At 48.8% G+C, this 15,615-nt stretch carries 16 protein-coding genes; 2 read left to right on the forward strand and 14 right to left on the reverse strand.

Annotation, left to right across the window (positions count from 1 at the left end; genetic code table 11):
- Positions 1–5 precede the first annotated feature (5 nt).
- The 13 genes from C7R92_RS24200 to C7R92_RS24260 form a co-directional block, all read right to left on the reverse strand.
- Positions 6–842: an energy-coupling factor transporter transmembrane component T family protein gene (locus tag C7R92_RS24200; protein ID WP_106835928.1), complete on the reverse strand. Its 837-nt coding sequence runs from the start codon at positions 840–842 to the stop codon at positions 6–8.
- Positions 843–855: 13 nt separating this feature from the next.
- The gene (locus tag C7R92_RS24205; protein ID WP_017248211.1) at positions 856–1,716 is read right to left on the reverse strand and encodes an energy-coupling factor transporter ATPase; all 861 of its coding nucleotides are present in this window, start codon (positions 1,714–1,716) and stop codon (positions 856–858) included.
- A complete protein-coding gene (locus tag C7R92_RS24210; protein ID WP_106835929.1) occupies positions 1,713–2,582 on the reverse strand; it encodes an energy-coupling factor transporter ATPase in 870 nt (289 codons plus the stop codon). The genes C7R92_RS24205 and C7R92_RS24210 overlap by 4 nt, the downstream gene beginning before the upstream one ends.
- Before the next feature lie 162 nt (positions 2,583–2,744).
- The gene (locus C7R92_RS24215) at positions 2,745–4,043 is read right to left on the reverse strand and encodes a sigma-54 interaction domain-containing protein (RefSeq protein ID WP_106835930.1); all 1,299 of its coding nucleotides are present in this window, start codon (positions 4,041–4,043) and stop codon (positions 2,745–2,747) included.
- Positions 4,040–4,282 carry a hypothetical protein gene (locus C7R92_RS24220; protein ID WP_017248208.1) on the reverse strand — a complete coding sequence of 81 codons (243 nt, stop codon included), beginning with the start codon at positions 4,280–4,282 and terminating at the stop codon, positions 4,040–4,042. The genes C7R92_RS24215 and C7R92_RS24220 overlap by 4 nt, the downstream gene beginning before the upstream one ends.
- Before the next feature lie 24 nt (positions 4,283–4,306).
- Positions 4,307–4,642: a DUF4406 domain-containing protein gene (locus C7R92_RS24225; protein ID WP_106835931.1), complete on the reverse strand. Its 336-nt coding sequence runs from the start codon at positions 4,640–4,642 to the stop codon at positions 4,307–4,309.
- A gap of 120 nt (positions 4,643–4,762) precedes the next feature.
- The gene (locus tag C7R92_RS24230) at positions 4,763–5,434 is read right to left on the reverse strand and encodes a GNAT family N-acetyltransferase (protein WP_106835932.1); all 672 of its coding nucleotides are present in this window, start codon (positions 5,432–5,434) and stop codon (positions 4,763–4,765) included.
- A gap of 41 nt (positions 5,435–5,475) precedes the next feature.
- The gene (locus C7R92_RS24235) at positions 5,476–6,147 is read right to left on the reverse strand and encodes a GNAT family N-acetyltransferase (RefSeq protein WP_106835933.1); all 672 of its coding nucleotides are present in this window, start codon (positions 6,145–6,147) and stop codon (positions 5,476–5,478) included.
- A gap of 37 nt (positions 6,148–6,184) precedes the next feature.
- Positions 6,185–7,042, reverse strand: coding sequence for a carbon-nitrogen hydrolase family protein (locus C7R92_RS24240; RefSeq protein WP_017248204.1), 858 nt, complete (start codon positions 7,040–7,042; stop codon positions 6,185–6,187).
- A gap of 127 nt (positions 7,043–7,169) precedes the next feature.
- On the reverse strand, positions 7,170–8,429 hold the full coding sequence (locus tag C7R92_RS24245; protein ID WP_106835934.1) for a M20 family metallo-hydrolase: 1,260 nt from the start codon (positions 8,427–8,429) through the stop codon (positions 7,170–7,172).
- Entirely contained in the window at positions 8,426–10,048 is a 1,623-nt protein-coding gene (locus C7R92_RS24250; protein ID WP_106835935.1) for an amidohydrolase, read from the reverse strand. The genes C7R92_RS24245 and C7R92_RS24250 overlap by 4 nt, the downstream gene beginning before the upstream one ends.
- A 27-nt stretch (positions 10,049–10,075) precedes the next feature.
- Positions 10,076–11,566: a sodium:solute symporter family protein gene (locus tag C7R92_RS24255; protein WP_106835936.1), complete on the reverse strand. Its 1,491-nt coding sequence runs from the start codon at positions 11,564–11,566 to the stop codon at positions 10,076–10,078.
- Complete coding sequence (locus C7R92_RS24260) at positions 11,563–11,760, reverse strand: DUF3311 domain-containing protein (protein ID WP_106836000.1); 198 nt, start codon at positions 11,758–11,760, stop codon at positions 11,563–11,565. The genes C7R92_RS24255 and C7R92_RS24260 overlap by 4 nt, the downstream gene beginning before the upstream one ends.
- Positions 11,761–11,913: 153 nt before the next feature.
- Here C7R92_RS24260 and C7R92_RS24265 point away from each other — a divergent pair, with 153 nt between their 5' ends.
- Complete coding sequence (locus C7R92_RS24265) at positions 11,914–13,557, forward strand: PucR family transcriptional regulator (protein WP_106835937.1); 1,644 nt, start codon at positions 11,914–11,916, stop codon at positions 13,555–13,557.
- A 43-nt stretch (positions 13,558–13,600) separates the two neighbouring features.
- The gene (locus tag C7R92_RS24270) at positions 13,601–13,786 is read left to right on the forward strand and encodes a hypothetical protein (protein WP_069845267.1); all 186 of its coding nucleotides are present in this window, start codon (positions 13,601–13,603) and stop codon (positions 13,784–13,786) included.
- 66 nt (positions 13,787–13,852) lie between these two features.
- On the opposite strand, the gene C7R92_RS24275 is transcribed toward C7R92_RS24270, so the two are convergent.
- The gene (locus C7R92_RS24275) at positions 13,853–15,466 is read right to left on the reverse strand and encodes an ABC-F family ATP-binding cassette domain-containing protein (RefSeq protein ID WP_069845498.1); all 1,614 of its coding nucleotides are present in this window, start codon (positions 15,464–15,466) and stop codon (positions 13,853–13,855) included.
- Positions 15,467–15,615: the final 149 nt, after the last annotated feature.

Genomic DNA, 15,615 nt, shown 5'->3' on the forward strand with positions numbered 1-15,615 from the left:
CTCCCTTACCAAGGTATGGCGAGCATGACGGCTGAAATGACAATACTCACGATCAGCGCGACGTAATCTTTGCCTACAGCCTTGTATTGGGTGTATCTGGTCCGTGCAGCACCTGGTGTGTAGCATCTGGCTTCCATTGCCAAAATCAAATCTTCTGCTCTGGAGAGCGCCACATTAAACAGCGGGATGATGATGGGAAACATGTCTTTTGTTCGCTGGATGATCCGCCACCATTCTCCTGTACCGAAATCTGCACCACGGGATGCTTGTGCTTTCATCATTTTTTCCATTTCCATCGCGAAGGTAGGTACAAAGCGCACAGCAATCGTGATGATCAAAGCAAAGGCATGAACCGGAAACTTTACTTTTTCTAATGGCCCCAGCAATCGCTCCATTCCGTGTGTAAGTTCCGTCGTCGAAGTGCTGAGCGTGAGGACACTCGATAAGAAGATTACTTCTACGAAACGTATGGCAGACACGATAACGAGGCGTACACTCTCACTCGTGATCGTGATGAAGCCGTATTTCAAATAAACGGTTCCGCCATTGACAACCTCCCCGTAAAATAGTAACTGCATGATCGCCAAAATCATGATAAAGGGGATAGCGGGCTTGATACCGGATATACCGTAATGTAGGGGGATTTTCGAGATTTGAAACATCCAGATACAAATGGCTAAAGCAAACAGATTACCCACGTATGTATCGCAGATGGCAATCGCTAAGATGAGGATGACGAAAGCACCCAGCTTGAAACGAGGATCGAGACGATGAACGACCGAAGCAGTGGGTAAATATTGACCGATGGTAATATTGCGCGTCAATTCAAATTCTGCTGACATGTGGACCCCCTCCTTAGCGGTTCATCAGTTTCAAAATTTCCATCGCTGTCTCTTCGGGTAAAAAAGCGCTAGCATCGATGCTGTAGCCCTGCTCACGAAGTCTGTATAAAATATCTACCGATTCCGGTGTGCCGATATGATGCTGCCGCAGCAATTCCTGATTGCCAAAAATTTGTCGTGGTGTCCCTTCACAGACTGATTTGCCGTTTGCCATGACGTAGACACGATCAGCAAGCTTGGCGACCTCTTCCATATTGTGTGAGACGAAAATAACCGTTAGCTTTTCTTCCCGATTGAGACGGCGGATGCGCTCCAATAGCTCATGACGAGAGCGCGGGTCCAGCCCTGCTGTTGGCTCGTCAAGTACGAGAACCTTGGGTTGCAAGGAAAGGACGCCAGCCAATGCCACCTTGCGCTTCTGCCCACCACTTAAGGCAAAAGTCGGACGGTCTTTCATCTCCTGAAACGAGAGGCCAACTAAGTCCATCGCCCACTGTACACGTCGCCGCACTTCCTCTAAAGGGAGCCCCATCCGAAAAGGTCCGTAGGCTACGTCATCACCGACCAGTTTTTCGAAAAGTTGATCCTCCGGGTTTTGAAAAACGAGTCCTACTTGTCTACGCAACGTACGAATATCGATCTTGGGTGAAGATACGTCCATTCCATTGATGATGACCGTACCGGATTGCGGGCGAATCAGGCCGTTAAAATGCTGGATTAACGTCGATTTTCCCGATCCAGTATGACCGATAATGGCCAAGCATTCGCCTTCTGCCACCTGGATGCTTACCTGGTCGAGGGCCCGATGTTCGAGAGGCGTTCCGTGCATGTAGACATGAGATAGATTTTCTACGTTTACGATCGGTTGCGTCATGAACCACTCGCCTCCGCTTGTCTGACGTATAAACGATTAACCTCCGCGACAACTTCCGCATTGTGGATGAGATCAGGTGTAAATTCGTGATATTCGGAGTGAACGAGATGAGCAATTCGGCTCGCGTCTGGAACATCCAGATGAAGCTCGCGAAGTCTTTCCTGATGGGAAAATACTTCACGTGGAGTACCCTCCAATACGATCTTGCCGCCCTCCATTACGATGACGCGATCTGCTTCTGCTACCTCTGACATGTGATGGGTCACGGTGACGATCGTCATTCCTTCGCGATGCAGCTTGCGAACGACTGCTAGTATATCCTGTCTACCGTAGCTGTCCAGCATACTCGTCGCTTCGTCCATGACGAGGCATTGTGGCTTCATCGCCAATATCCCCGCAATGGCGATCCGTTGCTTTTGTCCACCAGACAAATGATGAGGCGGTCGATGGCGAAAGGCACTCATTCCTACTGCCTCTAGGGCAAAATCCACTCGTGTTTTCATCTCTTCTGCAGATGTCCCTATGTTCTCCAGTCCGAAGGCCACATCATCCTCTACAATCGTCGCGACAATCTGATTGTCCGGATGCTGAAAAACCATCCCGACACGGCTCCTCACTTCATGAATTCGCTGTTTTTCACGCGTGTTGATTCCGTTAACGATGACATCGCCATCGTTTGGAGTCAAAATTCCATTGAGATGCTTAGACAGCGTTGACTTACCGGACCCATTATGACCGATGATGGCGACATACTCTCCTGGAAACACTTCTAGGGAGACATTTTGCAGAACAGGAATTTGTTGATCTTGGTTAACCTGATAGGCAAACGAGACATTTTCTACACGAATAATCGGTTGTGGTGTCATGCTCTCCCCTCGCCTTTTCGTAAAAGTCGTAAGCGTTGTGTCCTCCATAAATAAGCAACTACCATGCCAAATGAATATGTTTTTAATTTTCTGTAAATTAAACAAATAACGGAGCCACTCTGTTGCAAACATGCATCGCTGATGTTGCAATTGCATCAATTTCTACAATCTTTCGTAGCGCTTCATTTTTCTCCACAGCGTAGACCGATCCATTCCCAAAATTTTCGCCGCTTCTCCCTTGTTTCCCTTCGTCTCCGCCAAAACCTTTCGGATGACTTCTGCTTCTCTCTCTTCTTGATCTCGGTAAGATTGCCGCTGATACAGCTTCTTGGCAAAAAAAGCAGTGTCCTCCTTGCCAAGCGCGTCATTCTTACAGAGCAAGACCATTCTTTCCACCACGTTGCGCAGCTCTCGTACGTTACCTGGCCAGTCGTATTGTTTGAGAACGCGGAAAACGGCCTCTTCTACTTTCAGATGCCTTTTATTTTCCCGTTCCTTGATCTCTCCAATGATCGATGCCACCAATAGCGGAATATCTTCAATTCGCTCTCGTAAAGCAGGCAGCTCTAACGTCAGCACATTCAATCGGAAGTACAAGTCTGAGCGAAACTCCTTTTCCTCTACCAGTCGTTCCAAATCCCGATTCGTTGCCGCGATAATTCTCACATCGACAGGGACGATGCGCTCTCCGCTGATTCTGCGGACTTTTTTCTCCTGCAAGATACGCAAGAGCAACGCTTGGATCGGGATCGACATCTCTCCGATTTCATCGAGGAACAGCGTGCCTCCGTGTGCCAATTCAAACAGCCCAGGCTTTCCACCTTTTCGCGCGCCAGTAAAAGCGCCCTCCTCGTATCCGAACAACTCGCTCTCCAATAAATTGCCGGGGAGCGCCGCACAGTTAACCGGGATGAAGGGCCCGGTTGCACGCTGGCTGCTCAAATGAATTCCTTGGGCAAACAACTCCTTGCCAGTTCCAGTCTCCCCCTGAATGAGAACCGTCGCATCTGTCCGTGCAAATGTTTCCGCCCATACCTTCGCTTCGCGGATCGCAGATGATTCTCCCACAATATCCTCCAGGCGGAATTTGGCTTCCAAGCCACTCTCCATGCTCTGCTTGCGAATGCGCATCTCCATTTTTTGAATGTCGGTGATCTCTTTAAAAGTGGACACCGCTCCCACGATTTCACCCTTTACGACAATCGGCAAACGGTTGATGATAATTTGCCGATTCAGGATCGTCGCGATATCCCCTCGCTCTTTTTTTCCCGTTGCCAAAATTCTCAACATATCTGAATTGGGAATATAACGGGTAATTTTTTGTCCCACGATATTGCCTGGCAGACCGAGTATTTCCATCGCGTTTTTATTGACCCCGATAATAATAGAATCCCGATCGACCGCGATGATGCCGTCATGGGAAGCATCCAGAATCGCCTGCATGTGGATGTCATGGATCATTTGCCTGGCTCTCCTTCCTCGGCATTCTCAAGCATGACTGCTACTTCTGGTGCTGGCCTTCTTGCCCGACGCTTTTTTCGTTTCTTTTTCCGTAAAATGAAAATGGACAGGAGCATCAGCGCGAGGATGGCGAGCTCGATTGGTTGTGCCAGCTTGGCAGAAGTCCAGCCACTCATGCCCAGCAAGTGAAAGATGACGGCTATGTAAAGGAAGATCGATGCTAGATTTTGAGCATTCACCTGTTTCACCTCTGTATTTTCTCGTTAGTGAAAGAATGCGGCAATCACTTTATCGTTGATCCCACTCTTGGAGTAATAATGAACCGGCTTTCCTTGTTCTTTTGCATACGCAATTTCCTTGCTTGTACTGCTTCCGATATAGCCCTCTACATCGATGACAAAAATCTCGTCGGACAAATCAATTTTTCGAAAGTGAATGTCAGTGAGTAGATCTGCTTGCTCCTGTGATATCTCAAAGCCCTCGCTCTGTTCAAAAAAAGCTACGCTCATCACGATGTTTCCTTGGAGAGTCAAATACGTATTCGCCTGCTCAAATTCTTTTTTGAATTTGGTAGACCCGCATAGCGTGATGATTTTCATTTTGAATCCCTCTTCCTACGGCATGCATTTTTCGTAATAATCTGACTGGTCTACTACGAAAAACTCCCATGGAGCCGTGAACATAGCTCCACAGGAGAGTTGGTTCTTGTTGTCTTGCGATTAGATAGGAAGCAGTTCTACAGTTTCTTTACTCTCCAAGTCTTTCACCATGTCGAGCCATGCTTGTGGCTTTTGTGGAAGCACGGCGTAATAACGCTTCAAGAACGTGACGATCAGATCCGCTTCGAGGGTTGTTTGCTCTTCGTTTGTCGGCATGAAGCCCAGATCAAGTCCAGATACCGCTTCCCCGTCATTTTGCCAGGACGGATGTACATAGGTAAAGCTCGTACGTTTGTAGCCGAGATGAGAGAGCACTTCACGGCGTACAAATGGGTCCATTGGCTTGATCCCGCCAAAGTTGTGTTCTTCCACACGGTACGGGTCGTAGATTTCTGCAAACATCCCGTACAGCTCCTTGCCGTTTTCAGCAGCCAGAGCGAGCAGGTCTTTTTGACGCTCTCTGGCGAGGAATCGGCCCACTCCGAGACCTTCTTGACCAATGATCGTGAAGTCTGTCATGGCTACGTTCATGTCTGTGTAATAACGGTATTCGGTAGCGCCCACAACTTCTCCTTCGTGTACAGCTACAAATACACGAATACCCGGATCTTCCAGCGGTTCTTTCCACAGATCGTACTCCAATACTTCCTCAGGCGGGAAAACCTCTTGCATCAAACGGTGCATCTTCGCAAACAGCGGATTGTCAATATGTTGAATACGTACGAATTCCATCAGTCATATCCCCTCTTGATCGATTATGTCGGATAAACGCCCTACAGATGCTGCTGAAATGGATTTTTCCATTCCATGAGTGTCGCGTAGTTGCGAGATTCCTCATCTTCCAAATAATTCGCCACGACCTGAACAGGCGTACGACCGCAGCGCATGAGAAATGTAATCACCGGGTCTCTTACTTCCCCTGTCAGAACACGCTCCAAATACTGCTCAGGTGTCCATTGGTCTGCATAACGTCCATATCCTGGCATGCGACCTCCGCCGAGCAATCTGCGCAGTCCTTTTTGTACCACCAGCTCATACATCGCTTGCATCATCTGTTGACCCAATCCCAGCTTGCGGAAGCTCGGACGAATGCAAATGTCTACGATGTACAGGGTGTCCCCTTGCGGATCGTGATTACGGATATAACCGCTATCCGTGACATCCTCCCACTTATGCTCGGGGTGAGCCGGATCAAACCTCACGAGCAACCCTGTCATCGAACCCGCCAAAACCCCGTCCACTTCTACACAAATGGCACCTTCTGGAAACAGCGTAATATGGTTCATCAGCTGCTCCTGGTTCCACCATAACTCAGACGGGAACGGCGGGGGAAAGCTCTCCGCCTGGATTTGGATCAATTCGAAGAAGTCTGCATGATTGTAGTTGCGTATGACGGCTTTGCGTGGCTTGTTCCCTTCAAATACATACAGCTCTTTTCTGTACATATTCATCCTCCTGCTGTCCTGATCACGATGGAATGCTTTACTTCCAGTCTGTATACAAATCGGTGCGGCGGTCGCGCCACGTTGTGACGGATCCTTTTTCCCGCACGTCGTATAGCAATTGGATATCCAGGTCAGCGGTTACCATCATGTCGTGGTTGATTTCCCCTTCAGCAAGAATGCCTCGCGGAGGGAACGGAACATCGTTTGGCGTCAAGATCGCCGCTTGTCCAAAGTTTGCTCGCATGAAATCAACTGTCGGCAGCGAGCCTACGGTTCCAGTCAGTACGACATACACCTGGTTTTCAATCGTCCGGGCATGACTGGTATAACGTACGCGGTGGAAAGCGTGGCGATCATCCGTGCAGGATGGGCAGAAAATGACGTCTGCGCCCCGTGCTTTGGCGATGCGCACCCACTCAGGGAACTCGATGTCGTAGCAAATAATCATCGCGACTTTCCCTTTGTCGGTCTCAAAGATTTGCAACGAGTCGCCAGCCCCCATGTTCCAGCCTTTTACTTCCCATGGCGTGATATGGATTTTTTTCTGCTGCCCTACACGTCCATCCGGGTAAAACAGAAAAGCCGTATTGTAAAGCTTGCCGTTTTCCTCGATGATGTGCGTTCCACCAATCAGATACATCTCGTATTTGGCAGCGAGGGAACGAAACAGCTCGACATATCGGTCCGTGAATGATGGCAATGCCGTAATCGGCAGCGCATTGCCCTGCTCGTCTCCAATCGACATGAGTTGAGTCGTAAACAGCTCCGGGAAAAGGAGAAATTCTGTGTCGTACTCTTGTGCGTTTTTCACGTAGTGCTCAACTTGATTGGCAAAGTCTTCAAAGCTATGTATGGTATGCAGATGATACTGCACAGCGGAAACACGCATTTTCATGCCATTCTTCCTTCCTCAAACGTGATAAGAACCTCTCAGACTAAAATATATCAAAAACAGTCTGTAAAGTCTCGCCATTGACTGTATGAAAAAGTCGCCTATCCACTTAGACGGGCGACTCTCTCCCTTATTGGTTGCTACTCATCCGCAATACGGTTTTGTAGAGCAGCTCTGTTCCCAGTGCCACGTCTTCATAGGCTGCGTATTCTTGCGGATTATGACTGATACCGTCCTTACAGCGGACAAAAATCATCCCGTAATCACAAACGTAGGAGAGCGCCAAAGCGTCATGGAAAGGACCGCTCATCAGTTCGCGCACAGAAGCACCGAGCTTGCTGCTCTCCTCATGCATGATTGCCTTTATCCAGTCTGCACAATAACGCGGGTCACTATTCGTATCTTCGGTGATCGTAAATTGCAATCCACCTTCTACAGCGGCTAGCTCAATCGCCTCGCGCAATGCTTGTTCACGCTCGTCACGACGCTGCAAATCGATATCCCGCAAATCAATCGAAAAACGTACCCGCTCTGGAATGATGTTGCGCGAATCCGGGAAAACCTCCAAGTGACCGACTGTCCCGACTGTTGGCGCTTGTGGATCGAGCTTTGCCAGCTCGTTCACAGCCAAAATTACTTTTGCTGCTCCGACAAGTGCATCCTTTCTCATCGGCATCGGTACAGAACCAGCGTGCCCGGCAAAACCAGTCAGCTCGACCGTCCACCACAAAGGCCCTGATATCGCAGACACGATTCCAATCGCTTCTTTCGCATCATCGAGAATCGGCCCCTGCTCAATATGCAGCTCCAGATAAGCACCGATGCTGCCTTTTGTATAAATAGACGCTTCTAGGCGATCAGGGTCGCATCCAAAATCAACGAGTGCCTGCCTGCGTGTGATCCCGTTTTTGTCCGTCCGCTCCAAGTCCGTCGGGTCCAGCATGCCGAGAATGCCTTTGGAACCAAACAGTCCTTTTTGAAACCGGCATCCTTCTTCGTCACAAAACGCAATGATTTCAATCGACTGTGCAGGCATGACCCCTTGTTCACTCAACGTCTGGACAACCTCCAGCCCGCCCAATACCCCGATCACACCATCGTACTGACCACCGTATGGCTGCGAATCGATATGCGAGCCAATCATCAAGATCGGGGCTTGATCATCCTTCCCCGTCATCCGACCAATCAAATTGCCGAAGTCATCGATCCGCGTCTGAAGACCAGCTTCTTCCATCCAGCTACGCACCAGCTCTACGCCTGCCCGGTCTTCAGCAGACAAAGCGAGTCGACATACACCCGTTTCCCCTATTTTCCCGATTTGCGCCAATTGCTCGATTCGTTTTTGCAGTCGTTCTTCATTGATCGCTAGCTTTCTCGCTTTTACGTTCATGCTTGTAAAACCTCCTCATCTTGGCGTTGATAGACGAACTCCCCATCGATCATCGTTTTGTCTACGCGCAGCTCTTTGATACGATCTGCCCGCGTTGCCAAAATATCGCCGTCCAGCACCACGAGATCAGCCAGCTTCCCGACTTCAATACTCCCTTTGATCCCCTCCTCAAAACTGGCGTACGCTCCGTTCCAAGTAAACATGCGAATCGCCTCCATGATGCTGACCCTTTGATTTCCCCCCACATCCTGACCTGTTTTACTCAACCGATTAACGGCAGTATGAATCCCAATCAGCGGGTTGAAATCAGTCACGGGACTATCCGACGCTCCTGCCGTAACGATCCCCGCGTCGAACTGATCCCTCGCCGGAAACATATGTCGGACACGCTCTCCGATGTTGGTCACATACGAATCACCGTAATCGTAGATAAAAGCAGGATTTGGGATGGGTACGACGCCTAGCCGAGCCATTCTTGCCAGCAGATCAGGCGCAGATACACCCGCATGTTCAATTCGATGTCGGTGGTTCTCGCGCGGATGCGCTTCTAGTGCCGTTTCAAAGCATGTCAGCAGCATGTCAATCGCTCGATCTCCCTGGGCATGAGCGGTAATTTGAAAACCTTTTGCATGTGCCTCTCCCAAAATGGTATTCAACTCGTCCTGTTCATAGTAGAGAATTCCATAATCATCTGGTCGGCTGGTGAACGGTTCACGCATGGCCATCGTGGGCGCAATGCTTGCCCCATCTGTAAAAACTTTCGCGGGTCCGATACGGAACCGAGCATTCCCCGTACCCGTTACCATCCCTGCATCGACCATCTTTCGGACAAAATCATCGGATTGATTCAGCGCACAAACCATTGCGTAGATGCGAACTTTCACGTCACCTTTCTGTACCGCTTTTTGCATCGCCCGATAGTTCTCTGGACCGTATCCTCCCGCATCGTGGATGCTCGTAATCCCCGCAGCAACAAAGTCTTTCGAAGCTAATCGCAAACCTTCGATATACTCTACTTCTGTAAAAGCCGCTTTTTCAAATAGGTTCATATGTGCCGTTTCGATGAGGAATCCCGTTAGCTCACCATCTGCATCACGATCAATACGTCCACCTTGGGGATCGGCTGTCTCTCTGTCGTAACCCGCTATGGCAAGCGCTCTGCTGTTTACGACTGAGTGATGAGCGCACGTCCTCATGACAAAAACAGGATGCGCTGTCGTCACTTCATCCAGCTCGGCGATTGTCGGATAGCGTTGCTCGATCATGAGATTTTCATCGAAACCACATGCCCTCACCCATTCTCCTGCTGGTGTTTTTGCCGCTTGTTCTTTCAGTGCGGTGAGCAGATCATCAATCGACCTGATCCCTCTCGCTTTGCAATCGACTCCCAGTTTGTTCGTACCGTAAATCGTAATATGCAGATGGGCATCGATGAAGCCGGGCAATAGACTCTTCCCTTGTAAATCAATAACGTTTGTATGTGATTGAATCAACTGTTTCACATCTTCACTAGACCCGACAGCAAGAATGCGATTCCCTCTGACTGCCACTGCTTCTGCCACCCGATTCTCATGATCTACCGTGATCACCTGTCCATTGAGAAAAACCATATCTGCCATATAACTGCCCCCTTTAGGAAATGAGTATTAAAGAGTGGGTGTCCCTTCTGTGTTTGCCGCATGACGATTGAGTGCAAAAAGATTCTTCGTCAAAAACGTCACAGTAAACATCACGACGATATTGACTAGCAATGCCACGACACCAATGTTCAAGTCTTTGACAACGGCTGGCCAATTCGGAAACATAGTCGCTATCGTCACTTGGAAAATCGTCACATACGCAACGGTTGACACCCCACATAAAATCCCGGCAAACGCACCGTATTTATTTACCCACGGCTTGGCAGGAAGACTAAAAAGCAATGCCGGGAATAACTGTGTGACCAAGCTGTAGCCCATTAATAACAGCGTTACGAGCGTATCTCCCCCACTCATTGCAAAATACAGCGAGATCAACGAGATGACAGGCACTAACCATTTGGCAATCCGGGCGATTTGTGCGTCAGATGTGTGCGGAGCCATGACTTTGTACACATTTTTCGCCAAGAGCGTTGCCCCTGTCATCAATAGCATGGAGCCTGGTACGAGCGCAGTTAACAAGCCTGCTGCTCCAATGATCCCGACTACCCACGGATCGAATGTTTGCAACGACAGACGGAGCAAGGACAAATCACCGTCCGCCCCTTTTAATCCGGGCACTTGCAGAATCGCCGTAAAGCCGACAAAGAACACAAACAACAGCATCAAGGTATAGAGCGGCAGCATGATCGTATTTTTGCGGAACACATTTGCATTTTTCGCTGAAAACACGGAACCGAACGTATGCGGCCACATGTAAAATCCGAACACCGTGACCAGCACCGTTGAAATATACCAGGAAATACTTAATCCCTCCTCAGGGAACGTCAAGAAACCAGGATTGGAAGCTTGTACGGCTTCAAACATCGGTTGGATACCCCCGTAATAATGAAACGGAAGGTAAAGCCCGAGGAAAACGACGACAAAGAAAATCATGATGTCCTTGATCGCAGCCGTCCAAGCCGAACCGTGAATTCCTGAGATCATGACGTAAATGGTCACAGCAATGACTCCGATCCATATCGCAGCAGCAGGTGAAATCGAGCCATAGGATGCTTCCGACACGATGATCCCCAATCCTTTGAATTGGAGGACGAGATACGGAATAATCGCAATGACTCCGACCGCTGCGACCAAAATGCCGAGTATCGGACTATTGTATTTGCTTACAAAAAAATCGGATTGGGAGACGAGCTTATGCTCTTTGGCATACCGCCAAATGGGCGGCAAGAGCCAGTAGGAAATGACATAGGCGAGGGAAATGTAAGAGAGAACGTAATAAGAAGGTGCCCCTTTGGAGTACGCCCAACCACTGCCTCCCAAAAAGGTAAATGTCGTATAAATCTCGCCTGCTACCAGCAAGAAAATAAAGATCGAACCGAATCCTCTACCGCCAACGGTCCATTGTTCCATATTCATGTCTTTCCCTCGTTGCGCACGAATACCGGAGTAGAAGGACAGCAATAAAAAGGCAAAAATAATGATCAAGGCAATATTCATTGGCTGTCCTCCTTTGTAGCAGGGTCGATTTTGTTGAGGAATGCCATGATGACGGAAGTTAAGACAACCCAGAGAACGATCCAAAATAGGACAAACGGCATGCCTAATACGTAAGGCTCTACCCGATTCACAAACGGAATTCCTCCTAGCATCCCAATGAACGGCAGTACTCCTAGCCAATCCCTCGCTTTCATACGACTCCCCCCAGTTTGCTCGATTTGTCCCATTGCCTGTACACATCCTGGACATGTACATTAGTATTATCTAAAAATTCAATTATTTCCTTTGTTCACATGACTAGAAAATGGAACGGTGTTTTGTACAAGTAGCTAAAAGATGATGAAAGCATGGTGAGCGTAATGATTACTGTCCGTGAGCTCATACTAGTTGGTGGCTTTGATGAATCGTCAGTGCTTGCAGGCGCGGACTCTTTAGAGAATGAACTGCTGGGCGTCACCTCGTTTGATTCTCCCGATGGCCACAGGTGGCTGCGTGCTGGTGAATTCGTTCTGACGACAGGCTTTCCATTTCTCTCTCAGCAAAAAACATGTACGAAACGGCTGATAACACTCATCGATGAGCTAGTCACCATCGGCACCCCCGGGCTTGCCATCAAATTAGGTCGGTACATCGAGGACCTTCCTGAAGCCGTTCTCTCCCACGCTACGAAAAAGGCATTTCCTATCCTGTCCTTTCCGATGAATAAAGCTTGGTCGGATGTCATCGTGCCAGTCGTTCAATACATCAATGACAAACAGCGCATCGAGCTAGACAGAACCCATGCCATTTATGAACGGTTTCATCACTATTTAACGGGAGGAGCTCCGATTTCTACTTTGACAGATTTACTGTCCGATACCCTTGATGCTCCTGTATCCATCCATGTCCCCCAGCATAAATGGAAATGGGATTCCTCGCTTGGTTCGTTCCCAGGCGATGATTCATTGGACAAGCTATACGGTCAACGCGCCCCAATTCGACTAACGCAAGAGCCTCTTAGCAGACAAAAAGAAGGCATCCATGTCCGGTGGCTTCTCCACGACCAAATCGTGCAGGGAACCATCATCATTGGACAGCGGGAGCGTGATCTTTACGCGTGGGAAAAAGTCGCCATCGAGCAAACGGCTGCCCTCTTGTCACTTGAAATGCAGCGACAACGAGCCATCCAGGAAACATTCCAGCGTTTTCGCAATGATTTTTTGCAACAACTCGTCAGTGGCCAGATCGTCTCACATGAAATGCTCATGCGAAAGGCGGATGAAGTTGGCTGGGAGTTGTCCGATCACTATATCGCGATGATCGTAAGCTCCTCCCCTCATGACAAAACCGGCATGGAACTTTGGCAAGAAAACCATCATCTTCTGAACGCGTTGCACAGCTTTTTTTCCTCAAATGAGGCGATTCTGTATGGTTTGGATCAGGAAAATCGTGTCCTCTTGCTCGTGCCTATGCCTATTCATGCCCCCACTGAACCGCTCTCGCAATGGCTGCAGGAACAGTGCTTGAATACGGTCACCAAGCAATTGGATCAGCCCGTCTTTGCAGGAATTGGGCGATATCATCCTGAGCGAGAAGGCATCGTTTGTAGTTATCGGGAAGCGCTGATCAGCTTGCGAACTGCTCTCCATTCTACACCCCCAGCCAACGTCTCTTCTCTTCACGTCAAAAGCTACCACGACTTAGGACTCGAGCGAATCATGTATGCAGACGATCCAGCGACAGAAGCCCAAACGTTTGCAGAAGAATGTCTGGGCAAAATTCAAAGCTATGATCGAGACAAGAACGGACAGCTCTTGCAAACCTTGCAAGTGTTTTTGCAAGCGGATGGGAATTACGCGGAAGCCGCGCGTCGTTTGTATGTCCATAAAAATACAATCAAATACCGCATCCAGCTCATCCGAGAGTGGACTGGATTGAATGCGGAAAACGGGCACGATCAAATGCTTCTGCGCATCGCCATAACTGCACATGTCATTGGGCATCGCCTTTAATCTTGGTATAATGAATGGGAAAGCCAGGTAGGAGGAACAACAGATGAACGAATGGTTGAATAAACCCGTGAAGACGATACAGAGACCAAAGAAACGAGGCACGGTAGAATACATAGATGACCAGTATATCGTGGTGTTCTTTACTTCCCCCCGAAAAGAGCGCGTCATTTTCTCGAGCAAGGAAGCCTTCCTTACTAAAATCGAGTTCGTGGAAAACCCCGTAACATGAGAAAAAGCCCCTGACTTCTGCACGATTTGTGCGAAGACAAGGGCTTTTTATATGTGCGTAGGCAGCTTACGCGTAATGCTCATCACGCAGGCGTTTGATTTCATCGCTCTCCAGGTACTCGTCATATGTCATCATTTTATCAATGACACCCTTCGGCGTGAACTCAATGACCCGGTTCGCAATGGTTTGAACGAACTGGTGGTCATGAGATACGAACAGAAGTGTACCGTCGAACTCAATCAAGCCGTTATTCAATGCAGTAATGGATTCCAAATCCAAGTGGTTTGTCGGTTCGTCCATGATCAGTACGTTGGCACTCGCCAGCATCATCTTGGACAGCATGCAACGAACTTTTTCTCCCCCGGACAATACGTTTGACTTTTTCAGCGCTTCATCTCCAGAGAACAGCATGCGACCGAGGAATCCACGAATGAATGTCTCGTCTTGATCTTTGGAGTATTGGCGCAGCCAGTCAACCAGGCTCAAATCGGAGCTAAAGTACTCCGCATTGTCTTTTGGGAAGTACGCTTGGGAAGTCGTAACGCCCCATTCGAAAGAACCGCTATCAGGCTGAACTTCGCCCATCAAAATTTGGAAGAAGGTTGTTTTCGCCAGCTCATTTGGTCCGACAAAAGCAACTTTGTCCCCTTTGTTGATGGTGAGGTGAAGGTTTTCAAACAGTTTTTCGCCTTCAATCGTCTTGCTCAAGCCTTCGATGGCTACGAGGTTTTTACCCGCTTCACGCTCTGGCTTGAAGTTGATGAACGGATACTTACGGCTGGAAGGACGAATGTCTTCCAACGTAATTTTCTCCAACAGCTTTTTACGCGAAGTCGCCTGCTTGGACTTGGAAGCATTCGCAGAGAAACGCGCAATAAACTCTTGCAGTTCCTTCATTTTTTCTTCTTTCTTCTTATTCTGGTCACGAACCATTTTCAGTGCCAATTGGCTGGATTCGTACCAGAAGTCGTAGTTACCCACGTACATTTGGATTTTGCCAAAGTCAATATCCGCAATGTGCGTACACACCTTGTTCAGGAAGTGACGGTCATGGGATACAACGATGACGGTGTTTTCATAATCCGCCAGGAAGTTTTCCAACCAACGAATCGACTCGATGTCCAAGTGGTTCGTAGGCTCATCGAGAAGCAGGATGTGTGGATTGCCAAACAGGGCTTGCGCCAACAGAACACGTACCTTCTCCGTACTAGAGAGGTCTTTCATCTGCTTGTCGTGCAAGTCAGTCGGGATACCAAGACCGATCAGCAAGCTAGCTGCATCTGCTTCGGCCATCCAGCCGTTCAGCTCTTCGAATTCTCCCTCCAATTGGGACGCGCGATTGCCGTCTTCCTCAGAGAAATCTTCTTTCATGTAGAGAGCGGTCTTCTCTTCCATGATCTCGAACAGGCGCTTGTGGCCCATAATTACCGTTTTCAACACTTCGTACTCGTCAAATTCAAAGTGGTTCTGCTTTAATACAGCGATACGCTCGCCCGGTGTCACCGAAACGTGACCACTCGTCGGATCGATCTCTCCGGAGAGGATCTTCACGAAGGTAGACTTCCCTGCACCGTTCGCACCGATGAGGCCGTAACAGTTACCTGGGGTAAACTTAATGGATACATCTTCAAACAGTGCGCGCTTACCGTAGCGCAGCGTCACGTTCTGAGTGCTTATCATCGTCGCAATACCTGCCTTTTTTGAATCGTTCAAACACTTATCTTACCAGAGATGACCTCATTTTGCAAAAGGTAAACGATTTCGCGCACAGCAAAAAACACTTGATTCATGAAAATCCTTTTCACAGGGAAAACTACCATGGCAATCCA

The organism is Brevibacillus porteri (assembly GCF_003013475.1).
In the GTDB taxonomy this organism is placed as follows: domain Bacteria; phylum Bacillota; class Bacilli; order Brevibacillales; family Brevibacillaceae; genus Brevibacillus; species Brevibacillus porteri.

Bases quoted from the DNA above. Each gene is read 5' to 3' on its own strand.
- C7R92_RS24200 (WP_106835928.1), bottom strand. From the start codon at position 842: ATGTCAGCAGAATTTGAATTGACGCGCAATATTACCATCGGTCAATAT.
- C7R92_RS24205 (WP_017248211.1), bottom strand. From the start codon at position 1,716: ATGACGCAACCGATCGTAAACGTAGAAAATCTATCTCATGTCTACATG.
- C7R92_RS24210 (WP_106835929.1), bottom strand. From the start codon at position 2,582: ATGACACCACAACCGATTATTCGTGTAGAAAATGTCTCGTTTGCCTAT.
- C7R92_RS24215 (WP_106835930.1), bottom strand. From the start codon at position 4,043: ATGATCCATGACATCCACATGCAGGCGATTCTGGATGCTTCCCATGAC.
- C7R92_RS24225 (WP_106835931.1), bottom strand. From the start codon at position 4,642: ATGAAAATCATCACGCTATGCGGGTCTACCAAATTCAAAAAAGAATTT.
- C7R92_RS24230 (WP_106835932.1), bottom strand. From the start codon at position 5,434: ATGGAATTCGTACGTATTCAACATATTGACAATCCGCTGTTTGCGAAG.
- C7R92_RS24235 (WP_106835933.1), bottom strand. From the start codon at position 6,147: ATGTACAGAAAAGAGCTGTATGTATTTGAAGGGAACAAGCCACGCAAA.
- C7R92_RS24240 (WP_017248204.1), bottom strand. From the start codon at position 7,042: ATGAAAATGCGTGTTTCCGCTGTGCAGTATCATCTGCATACCATACAT.
- C7R92_RS24245 (WP_106835934.1), bottom strand. From the start codon at position 8,429: ATGAACGTAAAAGCGAGAAAGCTAGCGATCAATGAAGAACGACTGCAA.
- C7R92_RS24250 (WP_106835935.1), bottom strand. From the start codon at position 10,048: ATGGCAGATATGGTTTTTCTCAATGGACAGGTGATCACGGTAGATCAT.
- C7R92_RS24255 (WP_106835936.1), bottom strand. From the start codon at position 11,566: ATGAATATTGCCTTGATCATTATTTTTGCCTTTTTATTGCTGTCCTTC.
- C7R92_RS24260 (WP_106836000.1), bottom strand. From the start codon at position 11,760: ATGAAAGCGAGGGATTGGCTAGGAGTACTGCCGTTCATTGGGATGCTA.
- C7R92_RS24265 (WP_106835937.1), top strand. From the start codon at position 11,914: ATGGTGAGCGTAATGATTACTGTCCGTGAGCTCATACTAGTTGGTGGC.
- C7R92_RS24270 (WP_069845267.1), top strand. From the start codon at position 13,601: ATGAACGAATGGTTGAATAAACCCGTGAAGACGATACAGAGACCAAAG.
- C7R92_RS24275 (WP_069845498.1), bottom strand. From the start codon at position 15,466: ATGATAAGCACTCAGAACGTGACGCTGCGCTACGGTAAGCGCGCACTG.